17 protein-coding genes are annotated in these 17,848 nt (G+C 62.7%); 14 read left to right on the top strand and 3 right to left on the bottom strand.

The window, feature by feature from the left end; translation table 11 throughout:
- Positions 1 to 8 precede the first annotated feature (8 nt).
- From NP552_RS19840 to NP552_RS19830, 3 genes are all read left to right on the top strand, one after another.
- Entirely contained in the window at positions 9 to 1,004 is a 996-nt protein-coding gene (locus NP552_RS19840; protein WP_043862898.1) for a hypothetical protein, read from the top strand.
- Between the two features lie 152 nt (positions 1,005 to 1,156).
- Complete coding sequence (locus NP552_RS19835; RefSeq protein WP_274097073.1) at positions 1,157 to 2,455, top strand: hypothetical protein; 1,299 nt, start codon at positions 1,157 to 1,159, stop codon at positions 2,453 to 2,455.
- A 103-nt stretch (positions 2,456 to 2,558) separates the two neighbouring features.
- On the top strand, positions 2,559 to 4,556 hold the full coding sequence (locus NP552_RS19830) for a polysaccharide biosynthesis protein (RefSeq protein ID WP_274097111.1): 1,998 nt from the start codon (positions 2,559 to 2,561) through the stop codon (positions 4,554 to 4,556).
- A gap of 193 nt (positions 4,557 to 4,749) precedes the next feature.
- On the opposite strand, the gene NP552_RS19825 is transcribed toward NP552_RS19830, so the two are convergent.
- Together NP552_RS19825 and NP552_RS19820 are read right to left on the bottom strand one after the other, a co-directional pair.
- Positions 4,750 to 5,163: a PA2817 family protein gene (locus NP552_RS19825; protein ID WP_043862897.1), complete on the bottom strand. Its 414-nt coding sequence runs from the start codon at positions 5,161 to 5,163 to the stop codon at positions 4,750 to 4,752.
- Between the two features lie 76 nt (positions 5,164 to 5,239).
- Entirely contained in the window at positions 5,240 to 7,687 is a 2,448-nt protein-coding gene (locus NP552_RS19820; protein ID WP_274097072.1) for an acyl-CoA dehydrogenase, read from the bottom strand.
- 187 nt (positions 7,688 to 7,874) lie between these two features.
- On the opposite strand from NP552_RS19820, the gene NP552_RS19815 reads away from it, so the two are divergent.
- The 3 genes from NP552_RS19815 to NP552_RS19805 all read left to right on the top strand — a co-directional run bounded on the left by NP552_RS19815 (position 7,875) and on the right by NP552_RS19805 (position 10,351).
- Positions 7,875 to 8,498: a glutathione S-transferase gene (locus NP552_RS19815; protein ID WP_100634415.1), complete on the top strand. Its 624-nt coding sequence runs from the start codon at positions 7,875 to 7,877 to the stop codon at positions 8,496 to 8,498.
- 144 nt (positions 8,499 to 8,642) lie between these two features.
- A complete protein-coding gene (locus NP552_RS19810) occupies positions 8,643 to 9,575 on the top strand; it encodes an ABC transporter ATP-binding protein (protein WP_043862894.1) in 933 nt (310 codons plus the stop codon).
- Complete coding sequence (locus NP552_RS19805) at positions 9,572 to 10,351, top strand: ABC transporter permease (protein WP_058541067.1); 780 nt, start codon at positions 9,572 to 9,574, stop codon at positions 10,349 to 10,351. The genes NP552_RS19810 and NP552_RS19805 overlap by 4 nt, the downstream gene beginning before the upstream one ends.
- Here the strand turns inward: NP552_RS19805 and NP552_RS19800 are convergent.
- Positions 10,319 to 10,858: a DUF2062 domain-containing protein gene (locus NP552_RS19800; RefSeq protein ID WP_274097071.1), complete on the bottom strand. Its 540-nt coding sequence runs from the start codon at positions 10,856 to 10,858 to the stop codon at positions 10,319 to 10,321. The genes NP552_RS19805 and NP552_RS19800 overlap by 33 nt on opposite strands.
- Positions 10,859 to 10,998: 140 nt before the next feature.
- Between NP552_RS19800 and NP552_RS19795 the strand changes: the two genes are divergently transcribed.
- The 8 genes from NP552_RS19795 to murB all read left to right on the top strand — a co-directional run bounded on the left by NP552_RS19795 (position 10,999) and on the right by murB (position 17,821).
- Positions 10,999 to 13,221 (top strand): DNA internalization-related competence protein ComEC/Rec2, encoded by a 2,223-nt coding sequence (locus tag NP552_RS19795; RefSeq protein ID WP_185061887.1) that lies wholly within the window; start codon positions 10,999 to 11,001, stop codon positions 13,219 to 13,221.
- Between the two features lie 62 nt (positions 13,222 to 13,283).
- Entirely contained in the window at positions 13,284 to 13,919 is a 636-nt protein-coding gene (locus NP552_RS19790; protein ID WP_162484877.1) for a MotA/TolQ/ExbB proton channel family protein, read from the top strand.
- Positions 13,916 to 14,347 carry an ExbD/TolR family protein gene (locus NP552_RS19785; RefSeq protein ID WP_054915817.1) on the top strand — a complete coding sequence of 144 codons (432 nt, stop codon included), beginning with the start codon at positions 13,916 to 13,918 and terminating at the stop codon, positions 14,345 to 14,347. Before NP552_RS19790 ends, NP552_RS19785 begins: the two co-directional genes overlap by 4 nt.
- Positions 14,347 to 15,357: a tetraacyldisaccharide 4'-kinase gene (gene lpxK, locus NP552_RS19780; protein WP_043862889.1), complete on the top strand. Its 1,011-nt coding sequence runs from the start codon at positions 14,347 to 14,349 to the stop codon at positions 15,355 to 15,357. The genes NP552_RS19785 and lpxK overlap by 1 nt, the downstream gene beginning before the upstream one ends.
- Before the next feature lie 37 nt (positions 15,358 to 15,394).
- Complete coding sequence (locus NP552_RS19775) at positions 15,395 to 15,580, top strand: Trm112 family protein (RefSeq protein WP_003247142.1); 186 nt, start codon at positions 15,395 to 15,397, stop codon at positions 15,578 to 15,580.
- Entirely contained in the window at positions 15,577 to 16,341 is a 765-nt protein-coding gene (gene kdsB, locus NP552_RS19770) for a 3-deoxy-manno-octulosonate cytidylyltransferase (protein WP_043862888.1), read from the top strand. Before NP552_RS19775 ends, kdsB begins: the two co-directional genes overlap by 4 nt.
- Positions 16,341 to 16,805, top strand: coding sequence for a low molecular weight protein-tyrosine-phosphatase (locus tag NP552_RS19765; RefSeq protein WP_054915815.1), 465 nt, complete (start codon positions 16,341 to 16,343; stop codon positions 16,803 to 16,805). The genes kdsB and NP552_RS19765 overlap by 1 nt, the downstream gene beginning before the upstream one ends.
- Entirely contained in the window at positions 16,802 to 17,821 is a 1,020-nt protein-coding gene (gene murB / locus NP552_RS19760) for a UDP-N-acetylmuramate dehydrogenase (protein ID WP_043862886.1), read from the top strand. Before NP552_RS19765 ends, murB begins: the two co-directional genes overlap by 4 nt.
- The last annotated feature ends 27 nt before the right edge of the window (positions 17,822 to 17,848 follow it).

The raw sequence follows: 17,848 nt of genomic DNA, 5'->3' as shown, positions 1-17,848 counted from the left end.
CCCGAAGCATGAAAGTACGTATCTCAACGCTCGTGATTCTGTTGCTGCTGTTGGGCATTACGTTGTCCGGTGTGAAGGAGTTTTCAGCGTGGCCGCAGGTCGTGGACCTGTGGCTGCAGCGGGCAACTCCGGCGACTCTCACCGGGCACCCGCATCTTTTCCGGTACATGGTCGCCTATCCGGGGTTGATGCTCGAGCGGGACTATCCGGGGCTTGGATTCTCACTGTACTGCTGCCTTTTCATGTTGCTCAATGCATCGGTGTGGTCGGCCATCGTGCGCAAGACTCACCAGGTCAGCCCGTCCTACTTGATCTGGGGATTGTTTTTCCTGGTCCACATGTTCATGAACGGGCGCGGTGTGATCGCCTGGAGCGCCTGGCTTTTGGGCGTCTCGTTGTGCATTGACATGAGTCGGGCGCAGGTTCCTATAAAATGGCCGGTCTTGCGAGGTGCCGTTGCCTGTTTCCTGGGGACCGTCAGTACAGGTGTATTCGTCATCGTGCTGTTCGCCATCTTCCTTTTCTTTCTCGAGCGCTGGAAAGCAGGCGGCGTCAAGCTCAGGAACTTCAGCGGGCTGGTGGCGTTGATTCTGCTGATGCTCTGCGGCTATGTGTTCTTGTCCTACTTCATTGTGGCGATCGAGAAGAACCTGGACTTCTATGGAGGCGGTATACAGGGCCTGATGCTCATGCTCAAGCATGGGATGGGCAAGATCTTCTTTGCAGGCGGCGGTCTGGGTCTGATCCTGTTGCTGTTAGCCCTACCGATCGGTGCCCTTGGAGCTCTGATTTTCTTTTTCGGCCCTCGCATACGCCCTGTACGCAAGCTGTTGATCATCTCAATGGCGGGTGGGCTGTTCGGTTTTACCGTGCTTACTCTTGCCATACCGCTCTTGCTCTGTGAAGCCGGCAGCGCCATGCGACGAGTATTGAGGTTTCTCGGACTGCGGCGCCAACCTGTTGCTCCAGTGGTCGGTGCCCGTGGTTTGAATGTGACTGATTGATTGCAAGGGATCCCATACCCTTTTAAGGTGTTTGCCTGATTGCATGCAGTATTCATGGGTAGCACAGCGTGAGTGATTGCAACTGTTTGATTGAGGAGTCCTGTACCCGTGCATTGCACTAGGGCAGGCCGATCGTATTATGAGCACCCTAGATGACAAGTGATGACGTTGTAGCTGTTGCCGATTTGCCTGTTGCAGAGAAAGGCCCGATTTTGATAGTTACCTATGGCGGCGGACACGTTGCCATGCTGACGCCGGTGGCACGTAGCCTTATCGCCAAGGGACATCCGGTGTTGGTTCTTGCTTTGACTACCGCTGCCGGGTATCTGGAACGAGCTGGCATTCCATTTATTGGCTACCGGCACCTGCCGGGTGCTGACCAGGCTGATGTCGTTGCATGGGGGCGCAAGCTGACCAGCGAACTACCGTCCGGTGGCAGTATTGAGCTGGTCGAATCGGTCGCCTACATGGGGCTGAATTATCGCGAACTGGTGGCAGAACATGGTCTGGAAGGTGCGGCACAATTGTTCGCCGAGAAGGGACGCCGAGTGTTCTGTCCGATCGGTCTGTTCAAGCGGTGGCTGGCCGAGCTGCGCCCGTCGCTGGTGATAGCAACCAGTGCTCCGCGTAGCGAGCGAGCCGTACTCGAAGCCGCCAGCGCTCTGGGCATTGCTTCGATCTGTGCCGTGGATCTTTTTGGTCTGCAGGAAATCCAGTGGGTCAACCGCCCCGGTTATGCGAGTCGAATCTGCGTACTGAATCAGCAGGTACGGGATATGTTCGTGGAAAAAGGCTGTCACCCCGACACGATAGTTGTCACTGGCAACCCGGCGTTCGATCGGTTGCAGCAGCCTCAGGTACAGGAAGCGGGACGTGCAATGCGTGCTGCCAAAGGTTGGGGCAAGGACGAAACCGTCATTCTGTGGGCTTCGCAAGTTGAACCCGAGCGCCATCCTTTCGATGGGCGAATCGGCGATCCGACATTGCCGCGCAAGATCGAGGCAGTCCTGCGGGAGTTTGTCAGCACTCATGCAAATTATCGCTTGGTGTTGCGTTATCACCCCAGTGAAAGTGCCCAATTCCACTCAGGCCAGGAGCGTGTCGAGCTCAGTCCACCCAGTGAAGATCTTGCAACCTTGCTGCATGCTCTCGATATCGTGGTCGTGACCAGTTCCACGGTGGGCCTCGAAGCGCATCTGGCCGGGCGTTGTGTTCTTTCTATGGGTGGATCTGTTTTCAATCAGGATGCGCCCTACGGGAAAATGGGCATTGCCACCGAAGTGAGCTCACTTGAAGGGCTGGGCGCAGCGCTGAGCCGCGTCCAGCTCAAGTCTGAGCAGCGCCCGTCGATGGTTTCGGCTGGCCCCTTGATGGCCAGCGCTACGCATAACATCGTCGAGCTAGCCGAATCGCTGCTAGGGTCAGAAGGCACGGTTTCTCCCCTCTCGTAAGACGGGTCATGGCTTGGAGGATACCAAGCAGGTCGCGGGGGAGTACCCCTGGGTCGATCAATTGAAGAAAAGGAGTGTTGTGGTGTTGAGGCTTGCTGAACAGATGCGGCGTCGCTTGATTGATCTGCCCCGTAAGCAGAAACGGATCATTCTTGTACTGGCGGATGTCGTACTTGTGTGGGTCTCGTTGTGGCTGGCTTTTGTGGTGCGCCTTGGCGATGCGGACGAAATCGATGTGTTTGGCAAACATGCCTGGTTGTTTGCCCTCGCTCCGCTGTTTGCCATTCCGCTGTTCGGGTGCTTTGGCCTGTATCGGGTGGTGATGCGCTACATGGGGAACGATGCGCTGATCGCCATCGTCAAGGCTGTGTCCATTTCTGCATTGCTTCTGGCGCTGTCCATCTATTGGCACGTTGACGCACCCAAGCCATTGCCCCGTTCGATGGTGTTCAACTACTGGTGGCTGAGCATTTTTCTGATCGGTGGCGTACGCCTTGGGTTGCGCCAGTACTTTATCGGTGAATGGTTTTCCCCAGGCTCCCCCTTGCGCTTGAGAAACAGGGACGCTTGTCTGCCCAAGGTCGCGGTATATGGCGCAGGTGCGGCGGGCAATCAGCTGGTCGCTGCCCTGCGGTTAGGTCGGGTTATACGCCCGGTGGCATTCATCGATGATGACCCCAGCTTGTACAATCGTGCAATTGCCGGGTTGCGGGTGTATTCAGCCAAGCATATTCAGCAGATGCTGGACGAAACCGGTGCACACCAGATCTTGCTGGCGATCCCTTCGGCGACCCGGGCGCGTCGACGTGAGGTTCTGTTGGCGCTCGAGTCTTTCCCGCTGCACGTGCGCAGCGTGCCCGGTTTCATGGATCTGGCCAGCGGGCGGGTCAAGGTGGAGGATATCCAGGAGGTGGATATCAGCGACCTGCTCGGGCGAGAATCGGTTCCGCCACTGCAGGCCCTGTTCCAGCAATGTATTCGTGACAAGGTGGTGATGGTAACCGGGGCGGGAGGTTCGATCGGTTCGGAGCTGTGTCGGCAGATCCTGTTCAGCCAGCCGCGCGTATTGTTGCTGTTTGAACACAGCGAGTTCAATCTGTACGCGGTGCACATGGAGCTGGAGCGACGCATCTCCAGCGAGTCACTGCCTACCAGACTGATTCCTATCCTGGGGTCGATTCGAAACCCGTCCCGCATGCTCGATGTTCTGCACACCTGGGGTGTGGAGACGATCTATCATGCGGCTGCCTACAAGCATGTGCCGATGGTGGAGCACAACGTCTCCGAGGGAGTGCTGAACAATATTTTCGGTACGCTGCATACGGCCCAGGCGGCGGTGAAGGCAGGGGTGGCCAATTTCGTGCTGATTTCCACTGACAAGGCTGTGCGCCCGACCAATGTGATGGGGAGTACCAAGCGTGTAGCGGAAATGATCTTGCAGGCTCTCAGCCACGAGCAGGCACCGGTGCTTTTTGGGGATGATGAGGCTGTGCATCACGTCAATAAGACACGCTTCACAATGGTGCGCTTTGGAAATGTGCTGGGTTCTTCCGGCTCGGTAATTCCACGTTTCCATGAACAGATCCGCACGGGTGGCCCGGTTACCGTGACGCATCCCAAGATTACTCGCTATTTCATGACTATTCCGGAAGCCGCGCAGTTGGTGATTCAGGCGGGCTCGATGGGACAGGGTGGAGATGTGTTTGTGCTGGACATGGGCCAGCCGGTGCTTATCGCTGATCTGGCGCAAAAGATGATCCATCTCTCTGGTATGAGCGTGCGTAGTCACAAGAATCCGACTGGGGATATTGCACTGGAATTCACCGGATTGCGCCCCGGTGAAAAGCTGTACGAAGAGTTACTGATCGGTGAGAACGTCAACTCCACCGAGCATCCCATGATCATGTGTGCCAATGAGGAACACCTCACCTGGGAGGCGCTCAAGGCGATACTTGCCAAGATGAACGCCGCGGTTGATGCCGATGACTATCCGCGCATTCGAGCCTTGTTGCTGGAAATGGTCAGTGGATACACGCCTGACGACGACATAGTCGATTGGATCTATCAGCAGCGCTGTGGAGGTGGCGAATCACTTCATTGACGCCTTCCAGCTGAAAAAACGCCGTTCATGTGAACGGCGTTTTTTGTTTCGATAAAAATTTGCTGTTGCAAGGCCGTCAATCTGGCAGCTCTCCCCTTATGTCTTGCCTGGGAAATGGCCAGCCTATCAGCGCAGACATGTCGCACTTTTGCTGCGCTTGAGGATGGGTAGCAGGCCATGCGTAGCAAATGTGTCAGTGCTTGCTGTCGTCGCCCGACATGCTCAACAACTGCTTCTCCTGGTTCCAGTCGAACGGTTCGTCGTTCTGCTCGGCTTCGTAGCGGCGTTCTTCCAGCTCCTGGTACATGGCCAGTTCTTCTTCCGGCATGTAGTGCAGGCAATCGCCGCCAAAGAACCACAGCAGGTCGCGGGGGATAAGGTGCGCGATCTGCGGGTAGCGCTGGATAACCTGGCAGATGAGGTCCTGACCCAGGTAGGTGCTCTCCGGGTCGACCGGCAACTGTTGCATCAGGTCGTCGAAACGCTCCAGAAACAGCGCGTGGCTTTCTTCCGGTACCTGTTCGGCCTCACCCAGGGCTGCAAGGATGGTGCGCAGGTGGGTGAGCAGGGCGAGGTGGTATTCCAGTTGAGCAGTGGCGTTGGCCATGCGGGCGATCCTCTAGAGCAAAATCGGGCGCGGGAGTATAAGGCTCCCCGCGCCCGATGTCCCGTTGGAGTGATGCTCAGCGCACCTTGCCCTCGGTGGGCAGCAGCTCGTCCTTGCTGAACGCATCCACGTCGATCACACGGCGCCGTGCGGCTTCGGCCTCGTGCAGGCTTTGAGCTTCGCCGGCCTGCAAGGTGTTGGCGTGCAAGGCTGCGTCGATCAGCGATTCGCCGGGAGCCGGCGCCAATTGGCCGCCCTTGTGGGCCTGGTGCAGCTTCTTGTGCAGCGGGGCGCTGGCCCTTAGCAGGTCGCTGGCCTGTTGCAACGCGCCCACCGGGTCGCTTGCATCGGTGGGGCGATAGCAGCCAGCCAGCAGTTGTTCGAGTGCCGGATCACCCTTGGCGCGACCCAGCAGCGCAGCAACCTCGGCATCCAGTTCGTCCGACGGGCCGGTATGACGGGGCCCGAACGGGAACACCACCAGGCGCAGCGCGCCACCGAGGAACCGATTGGGGAAGTTGTCGAGCAGGCGGTCCAGGGCTTTTTCGGCCTGGCCCAGGCTTTCTTCCATGGCCCAGCGCAACAGCGGCCGCAGGTACTCGGGCGAATCGAGATCGTGGTAGCGCTTGAGGGCTGCCGAACCCAGGTACAGGTTGCTCAATACGTCGCCAAGGCGCGCCGACAGGCGCTCACGGCGTTTCAGCTCGCCACCGAGCAGCATCATGCACAGGTCGGCCAGCAGGGCGAAGGCCGCCGCCTGGCGATCGAGTGCGCGAAAGTATCCCTGGCTCAATGCATCGCCGGGTGACTTTTCAAAGCGCCCCAGGCCCAACCCAAGGACCAGCGTGCTGGCCGCGTTACCCACCGCGAAGCCCACATGCCTGAGCAGCAGGGCGTCGAACTCCTTGAGCGCCTGGTCGTGGTCTTCACGTGCTGCCAGGGCCATCTCCTTGAGCACGAACGGGTGGCAGCGAATCGCCCCCTGGCCAAAGATCATCAGGTTGCGCGAGAGGATGTTGGCGCCCTCGACGGTGATGAAGATCGGTGCCCCCTGCCAGCTGCGACCCAGGTAGTTGTTCGGGCCCATGATGATGCCCTTGCCCCCGTGCACGTCCATGGCGTGCTGGATGCATTCGCGCCCCCGTTCGGTGAGGTGGTACTTGAGGATCGCCGACAGCACCGAGGGTTTTTCACCCAGGTCCACCGCGTTGGCGGTGAGCATGCGTGCGCTGTCCATCAGCCAGGCATTGCCGCCGATGCGGGCCAGAGCCTCCTGAATGCCCTCGAACGCGGCCAGCGGTACGTTGAACTGCTCGCGCACCTGTGCGTACTGGCCCGTTACCAGGCTGGTGTACTTGGCGGCACCGGTACCGACTGCCGGCAAGGAGATCGAGCGTCCCACCGACAGGCAGTTCATCAGCATCATCCAGCCCTTGCCGAGCATCTCCTGCCCGCCAATCAGAAAACTCAGCGGGACGAACACGTCCTTGCCGCTGTTGGGGCCGTTCATGAACGCGGCGCCCAGCGGCAGATGGCGCTGACCGATCTCGACACCTGGGGTGTCGGTCGGGATGAGAGCCAGGCTGATACCCAGCTCCTCCTTGTCACCCAGCAGGTGATCGGGGTCGTAGGCCTTGAACGCTAGACCCAGCAGCGTCGCCACCGGGCCCAGGGTGATATAGCGCTTCTCCCAGTTCAGGCGCAGGCCCAGTACTTCCTCGCCCTGCCACTGGCCCTTGCAGATGACCCCGGTGTCGGGCATGGCGCCGGCGTCGGAGCCGGCCAGCGGACCGGTGAGGGCGAAGCACGGGATGTCGTCACCGCGGGCCAGGCGGGGCAGGTAATGGTTGCGTTGCTCGTCGGTGCCGTAGTGCAGCAGCAGTTCGGCCGGGCCGAGCGAGTTGGGCACCATCACGGTGGAGGCCAGGTCGCCGCTGCGGGTGGCCAGTTTCATCGCGACCTGTGAATGAGCGAAGGCGGAAAAGCCCTTGCCACCGTATTCCTTGGGAATGATCAGGGCAAAGAAGCCATGGGTCTTGATGTGCGCCCAGGCTTCGGCGGGAAGGTCCATGTCCTGGCCGATCTGCCAGTCGCTGACCATGGCGCAGAGCTCCTCGGTGGGCCCGTCGATGAAGGCTTGCTCTTCTGCGCTCAGTTGCACCTTGGGATAGGCCAGCAGGGTGTTCCAGTCGGGGCGGCCACTGAAGAGCTCGCCGTCCCACCAGACCGTGCCGGCATCGATGGCCTCGCGCTCGGTCTGCGACATCGGCGGCAAGGTTTTGCGAAACCAGCCGAACAGCGGGGCAGTCAGCCATTTGCGGCGCAGATCGGGCAGCACCAGGGGCACGGCAGTGGCCACCAGCAGCAGCCAGAAGATCGTCAACAGCCAGCCGGGGGCATGGCTGAATGCGCCCATCGCCACCAGGTAGACGGCAACCACGCCCAGTGCGGGCAGGGGGGCAACCCGCCGGTGCGCCAGGTAGGCAATACCGACCACCAGCACCACTAACCACAACAGCAACATATGCTTTCCTCCGTGAGCTCCAGAAATAGCTATCCGACAGAGCTTAGACCGCCTGTGCCAAACAACCCGTCAGAACAGTGACAGGACGTGACCTGTGGAAGTTCGCGTTTTCGGGCCGCGGGCCAGCGATTGTCAGCCTCGCCAGCTCGGGTAGACTGAGTGCCCACCGCCTATGTCAGGAGTCGTCATGCTGAAGATCTGGGGACGCAAGAACTCGTCAAACGTCAGGAAGGCGCTGTGGTGCGCCCAGGAGCTGGGCCTGGACTACCAGTCGATCGATGCCGGTGGCGAGTTCGGCGTGGTCGACGAGCCGCACTACCGTGCCCTCAACCCCAACGGCCGGGTGCCGATGATCGAGGATGGCGAGCTGGTGCTGTGGGAATCCAATACCATCGTGCGCTACCTGTGTGGCCGGTATGCCCCAAACACTGACTGGTACCCCGCCGACCCGGCGGCCCGGGCCAGCGCAGACAAGTGGATGGACTGGACCACGTCATCGCTGGCTACGCCATTTCGCCCGTTGTTCTGGGGCATCCTGCGTACCCCGTCTGACCAGCAGGACTGGGTGCAGATCAACGCCGCGCACAAGCAATGCGCCGAACTGCTGTCGATCGCCGATCAGGCCCTGGCCACGCAACCCTACCTGTCGGGGGAAGCGATCGGCATGGGCGACATCCCGCTGGGCTGCTTCGTGTATGCCTGGTTCGAGATGCCCATCGAGCGTCCGGAAATGAAGCACCTGCGTGCGTGGTACGAGCGCCTCAGGCAACGGCCGGCCTACCAGGCGGCGGTAATGACCGCGCTGACCTGAACCTGTCGATTACCCTGATAGTCAATATCGATACACTTCACTGTACTTGCGTGGCCTGGGCAAGCACCATGGCCACATTCGTCGCGGTCGGCCCTGTCTGACCGCCTGCCTTGTGAACCCTTCAACCTGGTGTGTAGACCTGCTATGAGTTCTGCTCTGTCCATTCGGCAGCTAACCAAGACCTACGGCAATGGCTTCCAGGCCCTCAAGGGCATCGACCTGGATGTCGCCGAAGGTGATTTCTTCGCCTTGCTCGGCCCCAATGGCGCCGGCAAATCCACCACCATCGGCATTCTCTCGACCTTGGTCAACAAGACCAGCGGCACGGTGAATGTGTTCGGCCATGACCTGGACCGAGAGCCAGCCGCGCTCAAGCGCTGCATCGGCGTGGTGCCCCAGGAGTTCAACTTCAATCAGTTCGAAAAGACCTTCGATATCGTCGTGACCCAGGCGGGTTACTACGGCATCCCGATGAAGGTGGCCAGGGAGCGCGCCGAGCAGTACCTGACCCAGCTGGGCCTGTGGGACAAGCGTGACGTGCCATCGCGCTCGCTGTCCGGCGGCATGAAGCGCCGCCTGATGATTGCCCGCGCGCTGATCCACGAACCGCGCCTGCTGATCCTCGACGAGCCTACCGCTGGCGTCGACATCGAGCTGCGCCGTTCGATGTGGAGCTTTCTGACCGAGCTCAACCAGAAGGGCATCACCATCATCCTGACCACCCACTACCTGGAAGAGGCCGAGCAGCTGTGCCGCAACATCGGCATCATCGACCACGGCACCATCGTGCAGAACACCAGCATGCGTCAGTTGCTGGGCACGTTGCATGTGGAGACCTTCCTGCTCGACCTCAAGCATGACCTGGCCCAGGCGCCGCAACTGGCCGGCTACCCGTGCCGGCTGATCACCCCGCACACCCTGGAAGTGCAGGTGGACAAGGACGTGGGCATCACCGCGCTGTTCGGCCAGTTGGCCCTGCAGAACATCGAGGTGCTGAGCCTGCGCAACAAGACCAATCGTCTCGAGGAGCTGTTCGTGTCCCTGGTGGAAAAAAACCTGGCGAAGGTGGCGGTATGAGTTCGGAACTGCGCGCCAACCTGGTTGCCCTCAATACCATCGTCTATCGAGAAGTGCGGCGGTTCACGCGGATCTGGCCGCAGACCCTGCTGCCCCCGGCGATCACCATGGTGCTGTACTTCGTGATCTTCGGGAACCTCATCGGCCGGCAGATCGGCGACATGGGTGGCTTCACCTATATGGAGTACATCGTGCCGGGCCTGATCATGATGTCGGTGATCACCAACTCCTACGGCAACGTGGTGTCGAGTTTCTTCGGCAGCAAGTTTCAGCGTTCGATCGAGGAGCTGATGGTGTCGCCGGTGTCGCCGCACACCATCCTCATCGGCTACACCCTGGGCGGCGTGCTGCGCGGGTTGGCGGTGGGAGTGATCGTGACCCTGCTGTCGCTGTTCTTCACCCATCTGCAGGTGCATCACCTGGGCGTGACGGTGCTGGTGGTGGTGCTGACCGCGACGATCTTCTCGCTGCTGGGCTTCATCAACGCAGTGTTTGCGCGCAACTTCGATGACATCTCGATCATCCCGACCTTCGTGCTCACGCCGCTGACGTACCTGGGTGGGGTGTTCTACTCCATCACCCTGCTGCCGCCATTCTGGCAGACCGTGTCGCTGGCCAACCCGGTGCTGCACATGGTCAACTCGTTCCGCTACGGCATCCTGGGCGTCTCGGACATCCGCATCGGCGTGGCCATCACCTTCATGCTGGTGGCCACCGCGGTGCTGTACATCGGCTGCGTGCGCCTACTGGTCAGCGGGCGAGGAATGCGCAGCTGATTTCTGCTTGCGCCTGCGCCACTGCCTGCCCACCCACCAGCGCCAGTAGAGCATGGTCAGGCAGTAGGCCAGCGCCCCCAGCAGCACGCCGCACACCACCGAGCCCAGCAGAAAGGGCTGCCACAGCGTCGACAACTGGTCGGTGATCCATTCGAAGGTGAGTTCCTCGGGCAGCGTGCGTGGCGGTATCTGCATCAGCCATGCCCCCACCTGGTAGGTGCAGTAGAACACCGGCGGCATGGTGATGGGGTTGGTCAGCCACACCAGGCTGACGGCGATGGGCATGTTGCCGCGCAACAGAACCGCCAGGCTGGCGGCCAGCAGCATCTGCATCGGGATAGGGATGAAGGCTGCGAAAAGGCCTACGGCCATGGCCCGTGCCACCGAATGGCGATTCAGGTGCCAGAGGTTGGGGTCGTGCAGCAGCCGGCCGAGAAAGCGTAAGGATTTATGTTCCCGAATGCTCGTCGGATCTGGCATGTAGCGTTTGAAAAGTCGACGCGGCATGTGGGCTCTCGGCGTTCTGAAGTGGCCAGTATGCACGGATTGTAAACAGCGCCAATTCAGACTTTGTGACAATTAATAAGCAAGGTGCGGGCCTGGGTGATCTAAGCCTCTGGGGTGAGATCTGCTCAGGAGCTTTACCCATGCGCACAAGGATGTTGGCGCTGGCCTTGGGGCTGTTGGCGCTCAACGTGCTACCTGCCTTGCCGTCGGTCGGCTGGCTCTGGGGCATCGGCATGACGGGAATGTTATGCCTGGTGTGTCGATGGGCAGTGCCCGGTCTGTTCTTGCTTGGTTTTGCCTGGGCCTGTTGCTCGGCGCAATGGGCGCTGGACGATCGACTCCGGCCCGAGCTGGAGGGGCGCACCCTGTGGCTGGAAGGTCGGGTAGTGGGCCTGGCGCAGCAGGGCCCACATTCGGTGCGTTTCGAGCTGGCCGAAGCCTCCTCACGCCGCGCCCAGTTGCCGCAGCGGCTGAGCCTGAGCTGGTTTGGCGGGCCGCCGGTCAACAGTGGCGAGCGTTGGCGCCTGGCGGTACAGCTGCAGCGCCCCTCCGGCCTGCTCAACCCCCATGGGCCTGACCAGGAAGCCGCCATGCTGGCCCGGCGAATCGGTGCCACCGGCCGTGTAAGGGCAGGTGAACGACTGGCCCCGGCCAGCCATGCGTGGCGTGATTCGGTGCGCCAACGCCTGCTCGGGGCTCAGGCCCATGGGCGCGAAGGCGCGCTGGCGGCGCTGGTGCTGGGTGACGGCGGGGCGCTGGCACAGGAGGACTGGCAGGTGCTCCAGGCAACCGGCACGGTGCACCTGCTGGTGATTTCCGGTCAGCACATCGGCTTGCTGGCCGGTCTGGTGTACGGCCTGGTGGCCGGGTTGGCACGTGTGGGGGCATGGCCCAGGGCGCTGCCCTGGCTACCCTGGGCGTGCGGCCTGGCGTTTGCGGCGGCCCTGGCGTACGGCTTGATGGCGGGCTTTCAGGTACCGGTACGACGCGCCTGCATCATGCTGGCGGTGGTGCTGTTGTGGCGCCTGCGTTTTCGCCACCTTGGGGCCTGGATTCCCTTGCTGCTTGCCCTCAACGGTGTATTGCTGGTGGAGCCATTGGCCAGCCTGCAGCCGGGGTTCTGGCTGTCGTTCGCAGCGGTGGCGGTGCTGGTGTATGTGTTCGGCGGCCGGCTGGGGGCCTGGAACCCCTGGCTGGCATGGTGCCGGGCCCAATGGCTGATCGCGATCGGCCTGTTGCCGGTGCTGCTGGCGCTGGGGCTGCCGATCAGTCTCTCGGCACCGCTGGCCAATCTGGTTGCGGTGCCCTGGGTCAGTATCGCGGTGTTGCCCCTGGCGCTGGCCGGCACACTGCTGCAGGGGCTCCCGTTGCTGGGGGAGGCCCTGTTGTGGCTGGCTGGAGGTTCGCTGGCAGCCTTGTTCTGGACACTGGCACAGGTGGCACATTGGCAACCGGCCTGGACACCGGTCGCCTTGCCGATATGGGCATGGTTGATGGTGGGCGGTGGCGCGGTACTGCTGCTGTTGCCGGGCGGGCTGCCGATGCGGGTGCTGGGCTGGCCCTTGCTGCTGCTGGCCGGCTGTGCGCCTCGCAACGAGATCGCCCATGGGCAACTGGAGGTGTGGCAGCTGGATGTCGGCCAGGGCCAGGCGTTGGTGCTGCGTACCCGTCACCATGCGATGCTGTATGACGCAGGCCCGGCCACCCGTGGCAGCGACCTGGGTGAGCGGGTGGTCGTGCCGACTCTGCGCAAGCTGGGGGTGCGCGAGCTGGACCTGGCGCTGATCAGCCATGCCCATGCCGACCATGCCGGCGGCGCCCTGGCGGTGCAGCGCAGCGTGCCGCTGGTGCGTGTGGTGGGCGGCGACCCGGATGAGCTGCCCGGGCAACTGCAGGCCCAGGCCTGCGCCAGTGGCGAGCAATGGCAGTGGGATGGCGTGCTCTTCAGCCTGTGGCGCTGGCAGCAGGCCGGCGACAGCAATCAGCGCTCCTGTGTGTTGCACGTGGATGCCGGCGGGGAAACCCTGCTGCTTACCGGTGACATCGATGCCCAGGCCGAGCGCGCCTGGCTGCGCGAGTCGACAGCCGGCCCGGTCGACTGGTTGCAGGCGCCCCATCATGGCAGCCGCACCTCGTCGAGCCAGGCCTTTCTCGAGCGAACCCGGCCACGGGGCGTGTTGATTTCGCGAGGGCGCCACAATGCATTCGGGCATCCGCACGCACAGGTGATGGCGCGTTACCAGGCGCTGGGTATCACCGTGCACGACAGCGCCCTGCACGGGGCGGTGCGCCTGGTGCTGGGCAGCTTTGGCCAGGCGGTCGGGCAACGCAGCCAGCGGCGCTTCTGGCGGGAGCCGACATGACGCTGTTCGGCCCCGTGGCCCCCTATGGTAAAGTGGCGGACTTTTTCGAGGGGGTCGCTACTGTGTGGGAATTGGTCAAGTCCGGTGGCTGGATGATGCTGCCGATCATTCTGAGTTCCATCGCTGCCATGGCTATCGTCGCCGAACGCCTGTGGACCCTGCGCGCCAGTCGTGTCACCCCGCCGCACCTGCTCGGCCAGGTGTGGCGCTGGATCAAGGACAAACAGCTCACCAGCGAGAAGCTCAAGACCCTGCGCGCCGACTCGCCGCTGGGCGAGATCCTGGCCGCAGGCCTGGCCAACTCCCGCCATGGTCGCGAAATCATGAAGGAGTGCATCGAGGAAGCCGCCGCCCGTGTCATCCACGAGCTGGAGCGCTACATCAACGCACTGGGCACCATCGCGGCCATGGCGCCGCTGCTGGGCCTGCTGGGCACCGTGCTGGGCATGATCGATATCTTCAGTGCCTTCACCGGGTCCGGCATGACCACCAATGCCTCGGTATTGGCGGGGGGGATCTCCAAGGCGTTGATCACCACCGCAGCCGGCCTGATGGTGGGTATCCCGGCGGTATTCTTCCATCGTTTCCTGCAACGGCGCATCGATGAGCTGGTGGTGGGCATGGAGCAGGAGGCCATCAAGCTGGTGGAAGTGGTCCAGGGGGACCGTGATGTCGACCTGAGCGAGGGCAAGGCGTGAAATTCCGGCGCAAGCCACGGGAGACCGTGGACATCAACCTCGCTTCGCTGATCGACGTGGTGTTCATCCTGCTGCTGTTTTTCGTGGTGACCACCACCTTCACCCGTGAAACCCAGTTGCGTGTCGAACTGCCCGAGGCGGTCAGCGGCGCTCCGGCGCCCGACGCCGAGGCCAAGCAGCTGGAAATCACCATCAGCGCCGAAGGCGTGTACTCGGTCAACAACCACCTGTTGCCCAAGAGCGACCTGGGCACCCTGACCGAGGCCCTGCAGAAGGAATCACAGGGCGACACCAAGATGCCGCTGTCGATCAGCGCTGACGGCAAGACTCCGCACCAGGCCGTGGTCACCGCCATGGATGCCGCTGGCAAGCTCGGCTTCAGCCAGTTGCGCATGACCACGGTCGAGGCCGCCCAGGGGACACCTTGATGGCGCTTGCCGATCGCCTGTTGCATGCCTGGTATGCCGGCCACCCGGCATTGGTATTGTTGCGCCCGCTCGAGGCCCTGTATCGCCGGGTGGTGCGGGGCAAGCGCGAGCGTTTTCTGGCCGGGCAGGGCGACATCTATCGCGCACCGGTGCCGGTGCTGGTGGTGGGCAACATCACCGTGGGTGGCACCGGCAAGACCCCGCTTATCCTGTTTCTGATCGAGCACTGTCGCCAGCGCGGCCTGCGCGTGGGGGTGGTCAGCCGAGGCTATGGGGCCACTGCGCCGCAACTGCCGTGGCGCGTGCGTGCCGATCAACCGGCCGAACAGGCCGGTGACGAACCCTTGCTGATCGTGCAGCGCACCGGCGTGCCGCTGATGATCGACCCCGATCGCAGCCAGGCCGTGCGCGCCTTGCTCGACGCCGAGCCGCTGGACCTGATCCTGTGCGACGACGGCATGCAGCACTACCGCCTGGCGCGTGATCTCGAGCTGGTGCTGATCGACGCGGCCCGAGGCCTCGGCAATCGCCGCTGCCTGCCTGCCGGGCCGTTGCGTGAGCCGGTGGAGCGCCTGGATGAAGTGGACGCCGTACTCTACAACGGCGCCCTCAGCGACCGTGATGATGGCTTTGCCTTCACCCTGGCCCCTACGGCACTGGTCAACCTGCGCAGCGGCGAGCGACGAGGCCTGGAGCATTTTGCGCCGGGACAGGCATTGCACGCGGTGGCCGGCATCGGCAACCCTCAGCGATTTTTCAACACCCTGCAGGGGCTGGGCTGGCAGCCTGTGCCGCATGCGTTTGCCGACCATGCGGCGTACAACGCCCAGGCCCTGAGCTTCACCCCGTCATTGCCGCTGGTCATGACTGAGAAGGATGCGGTGAAATGCCGTGCTTTCGCCGCCGATGACTGGTGGTATCTTGCGGTCGACGCACTGCCTTCGCCGGCCTTCGTGGCCTGGCTCGACGCGCAGCTGGCGCGTCTGCTGCCCGGGCCTCGCCAGCCCTGACATTTTCTTTTTCCGGCCACAGGCCTGAGGAATATCCATGGACACCAAATTGCTCGACATCCTTGCTTGCCCGATCACCAAAGGCCCGCTCAAGCTCAGCGCCGACAAGACCGAGCTGATCAGCAAGGGGGCCGGCCTGGCGTACCCGATTCGTGACGGTATCCCGGTGATGCTCGAGAGCGAAGCCCGAACCCTGACCGATGACGAGCGCCTGGACAAATGAGCCTGGATTTCACCGTTGTGATTCCAGCACGTCTGCGCTCCACCCGTCTGCCGGGCAAGCCATTGCTGTCGATTGCCGGCAAGCCGATGGTGCAGCACGTCTGGGAGCAGGCGCGCAGAAGCAGCGCCACCCGCGTGGTGATTGCCACCGATGACCCGAGCATCGTCGCTGCATGCCAGGGGTTTGGCGCCGAGGTGCTGCTGACCCGTGAGGACCACCAGTCGGGCACCGACCGCCTGGCCGAAGTCGCCACCCAGCTGGGCCTGTCGGCAGATGCGATCGTGGTCAATGTGCAGGGTGACGAGCCGTTGATTCCCCCGGCGATCATCGACCAGGTGGCGGCCAACCTGGCGGCGCATCCTGAAGCGGGCATTGCCACGCTGGCCGAGCCGATCGAAGACGTCGAAGTGCTGTTCAACCCCAATGCGGTCAAGGTGAGCACCGACCGCAACGGCCTGGCCCTGACCTTCAGCCGTGCGCCCTTGCCGTGGGCGCGTGATGCGTTTGCCCAGAGCCGCGAGCAATTGCCGGCGGGTGTGCCTTATCGCCGGCATATCGGCATGTACGCCTATCGCGCAGGCCTGTTGCAGGACTTCGTCGCCTGGGGCCCGTGCGGCCTGGAGCAGACCGAGTCGCTGGAGCAGTTGCGTGCGCTGTGGAATGGCGTGCGCATCCACGTGGCCGATGCCTTGCAGGCGCCGCCTGTGGGCGTCGACACACCTGAAGACCTGGAGCGCGTTCGGCGCTTGCTGGAGGCCTGATGCGCGTCCTGTTCGTATGCCTGGGCAACATCTGCCGCTCGCCGACGGCCGAGGGCGTGTTGCGCCATCAGTTGAAGCTGGCAGGCCTCGAGGATCAGGTCGAAGTGGCCTCGGCGGGTACGGGAGACTGGCATGTGGGCAAGCCGCCCGACAGCCGAACCCGCCGCGCTGCGCTGGCGCGCGGCTACGACCTGTCCGCACAGCGTGCACAGCAGGTGAGCGCGCAGGACTTCAGCCGGTACGACCTGATCCTGGCAATGGACACCAGCAATCTCGGCCACCTCAAGGCGCTGCAACCGTCTGCCGGTACCGCCGAACTGGACCTGTTCCTGCGCCGCTACGAGGGTGAGCTGGATGAAGTGCCCGACCCGTACTACGGCGGCGAAGAGGGCTTCGAACAGGTGCTTGATCTCATTGAGCTGGCTTGTAGCAAGCTGGTGGTCGAGCTGAAGGGCCGGCTATGAGCGTGCAGGTGCAATCGCAGGTTTCACTCAAGCCTTACAACACCTTCGGAATCGAGGTGAAGGCGCAGTATTTCGCCCAGGCACACAACGATGACGAAGTGCGCCAGCTGCTGGCGCACGCAGCCGAACAGCACCTGCCGGTGCTGGTGATCGGTGGCGGCAGCAACCTGCTGCTGACTGCCGATATCCAGGCGCTGGTGCTGCGCATGGCCAGTGTCGGTGTGCGGATACTGTCGGATGATGGCCAGCGCGTGGTGGTCGAGGCAGAGGCGGGTGAGCCCTGGCATCCCTTCGTGCAGTGGACCCTGGCCCAGGGACTGTCGGGGCTGGAAAACCTCAGCCTGATCCCCGGTACCGTCGGGGCGGCGCCGATGCAGAACATCGGCGCCTATGGCGTGGAGATCAAGGACGTGTTTGCCGGGCTGACGGCACTGGATCGGGAAACCGGCCAGTTGCACGAGTTTGCGCTGGAACAGTGTGATTTTGCCTACCGTGACAGTGTGTTCAAGCGTAATCCCGGGCGCTGGCTGATCCTGCGGGTTCGCTTCGTGCTCAATCGCGCCGAGCACCTGCACCTGGACTACGGCCCGGTACGCCAGCGGCTGAGTGAGCAGGGCATCGGTCAGCCGACCGCACAGAATGTCAGCGATGCCATCTGCAGCATTCGTCGCGAAAAACTGCCAGACCCGGCCGAGCTGGGCAATGCCGGAAGCTTCTTCAAGAACCCGGTGGTGAGCGCCGAGCTGGCGCAGCGCGTGCGCGAGGCGTATCCGGATGCGGTAGGTTATCCACAGGCCGATGGTCAGGTAAAGCTGGCGGCGGGGTGGTTGATCGAGCAGGCGGGCTGGAAGGGGTTTCGCGAGGGCGATGCCGGGGTGCACCGTTTGCAGTCGCTGGTGCTGGTGAACTACGGGCAGGCCAGTGGCAAGCAGTTGCATGCGCTGGCGCAGCGGATTCAGGCTGATGTGCTGGCGCGCTTCGGCGTCGCGCTGGAGATGGAACCCAACTTGTATTGACTGGGCGGCTTGTTCGCTGGCAAGGCC

Source organism: Pseudomonas sp. 8209 (genome assembly GCF_028682105.1).
Taxonomy (GTDB): Bacteria; Pseudomonadota; Gammaproteobacteria; order Pseudomonadales; family Pseudomonadaceae; genus Aquipseudomonas; species Aquipseudomonas palmensis.
This window is presented reverse-complemented; position numbering and strand designations above follow the sequence as displayed.

Excerpts from the sequence above, each read along its gene's own strand:
- NP552_RS19815 (WP_100634415.1), top strand. The coding sequence starts at position 7,875 with ATGCTGAAGATCTGGGGACGCAAGAACTCGTCAAACGTCAGGAAGGCG.
- NP552_RS19805 (WP_058541067.1), top strand. The coding sequence starts at position 9,572 with ATGAGTTCGGAACTGCGCGCCAACCTGGTTGCCCTCAATACCATCGTC.
- lpxK (WP_043862889.1), top strand. The coding sequence starts at position 14,347 with ATGGCGCTTGCCGATCGCCTGTTGCATGCCTGGTATGCCGGCCACCCG.
- NP552_RS19765 (WP_054915815.1), top strand. The coding sequence starts at position 16,341 with ATGCGCGTCCTGTTCGTATGCCTGGGCAACATCTGCCGCTCGCCGACG.
- NP552_RS19775 (WP_003247142.1), top strand. The coding sequence starts at position 15,395 with ATGGACACCAAATTGCTCGACATCCTTGCTTGCCCGATCACCAAAGGC.
- NP552_RS19795 (WP_185061887.1), top strand. The coding sequence starts at position 10,999 with ATGCGCACAAGGATGTTGGCGCTGGCCTTGGGGCTGTTGGCGCTCAAC.
- NP552_RS19840 (WP_043862898.1), top strand. The coding sequence starts at position 9 with ATGAAAGTACGTATCTCAACGCTCGTGATTCTGTTGCTGCTGTTGGGC.
- NP552_RS19810 (WP_043862894.1), top strand. The coding sequence starts at position 8,643 with ATGAGTTCTGCTCTGTCCATTCGGCAGCTAACCAAGACCTACGGCAAT.
- NP552_RS19800 (WP_274097071.1), bottom strand. The coding sequence starts at position 10,858 with ATGCCGCGTCGACTTTTCAAACGCTACATGCCAGATCCGACGAGCATT.
- NP552_RS19830 (WP_274097111.1), top strand. The coding sequence starts at position 2,559 with ATGCGGCGTCGCTTGATTGATCTGCCCCGTAAGCAGAAACGGATCATT.
- murB (WP_043862886.1), top strand. The coding sequence starts at position 16,802 with ATGAGCGTGCAGGTGCAATCGCAGGTTTCACTCAAGCCTTACAACACC.
- NP552_RS19835 (WP_274097073.1), top strand. The coding sequence starts at position 1,157 with ATGACAAGTGATGACGTTGTAGCTGTTGCCGATTTGCCTGTTGCAGAG.
- NP552_RS19820 (WP_274097072.1), bottom strand. The coding sequence starts at position 7,687 with ATGTTGCTGTTGTGGTTAGTGGTGCTGGTGGTCGGTATTGCCTACCTG.
- kdsB (WP_043862888.1), top strand. The coding sequence starts at position 15,577 with ATGAGCCTGGATTTCACCGTTGTGATTCCAGCACGTCTGCGCTCCACC.
- NP552_RS19825 (WP_043862897.1), bottom strand. The coding sequence starts at position 5,163 with ATGGCCAACGCCACTGCTCAACTGGAATACCACCTCGCCCTGCTCACC.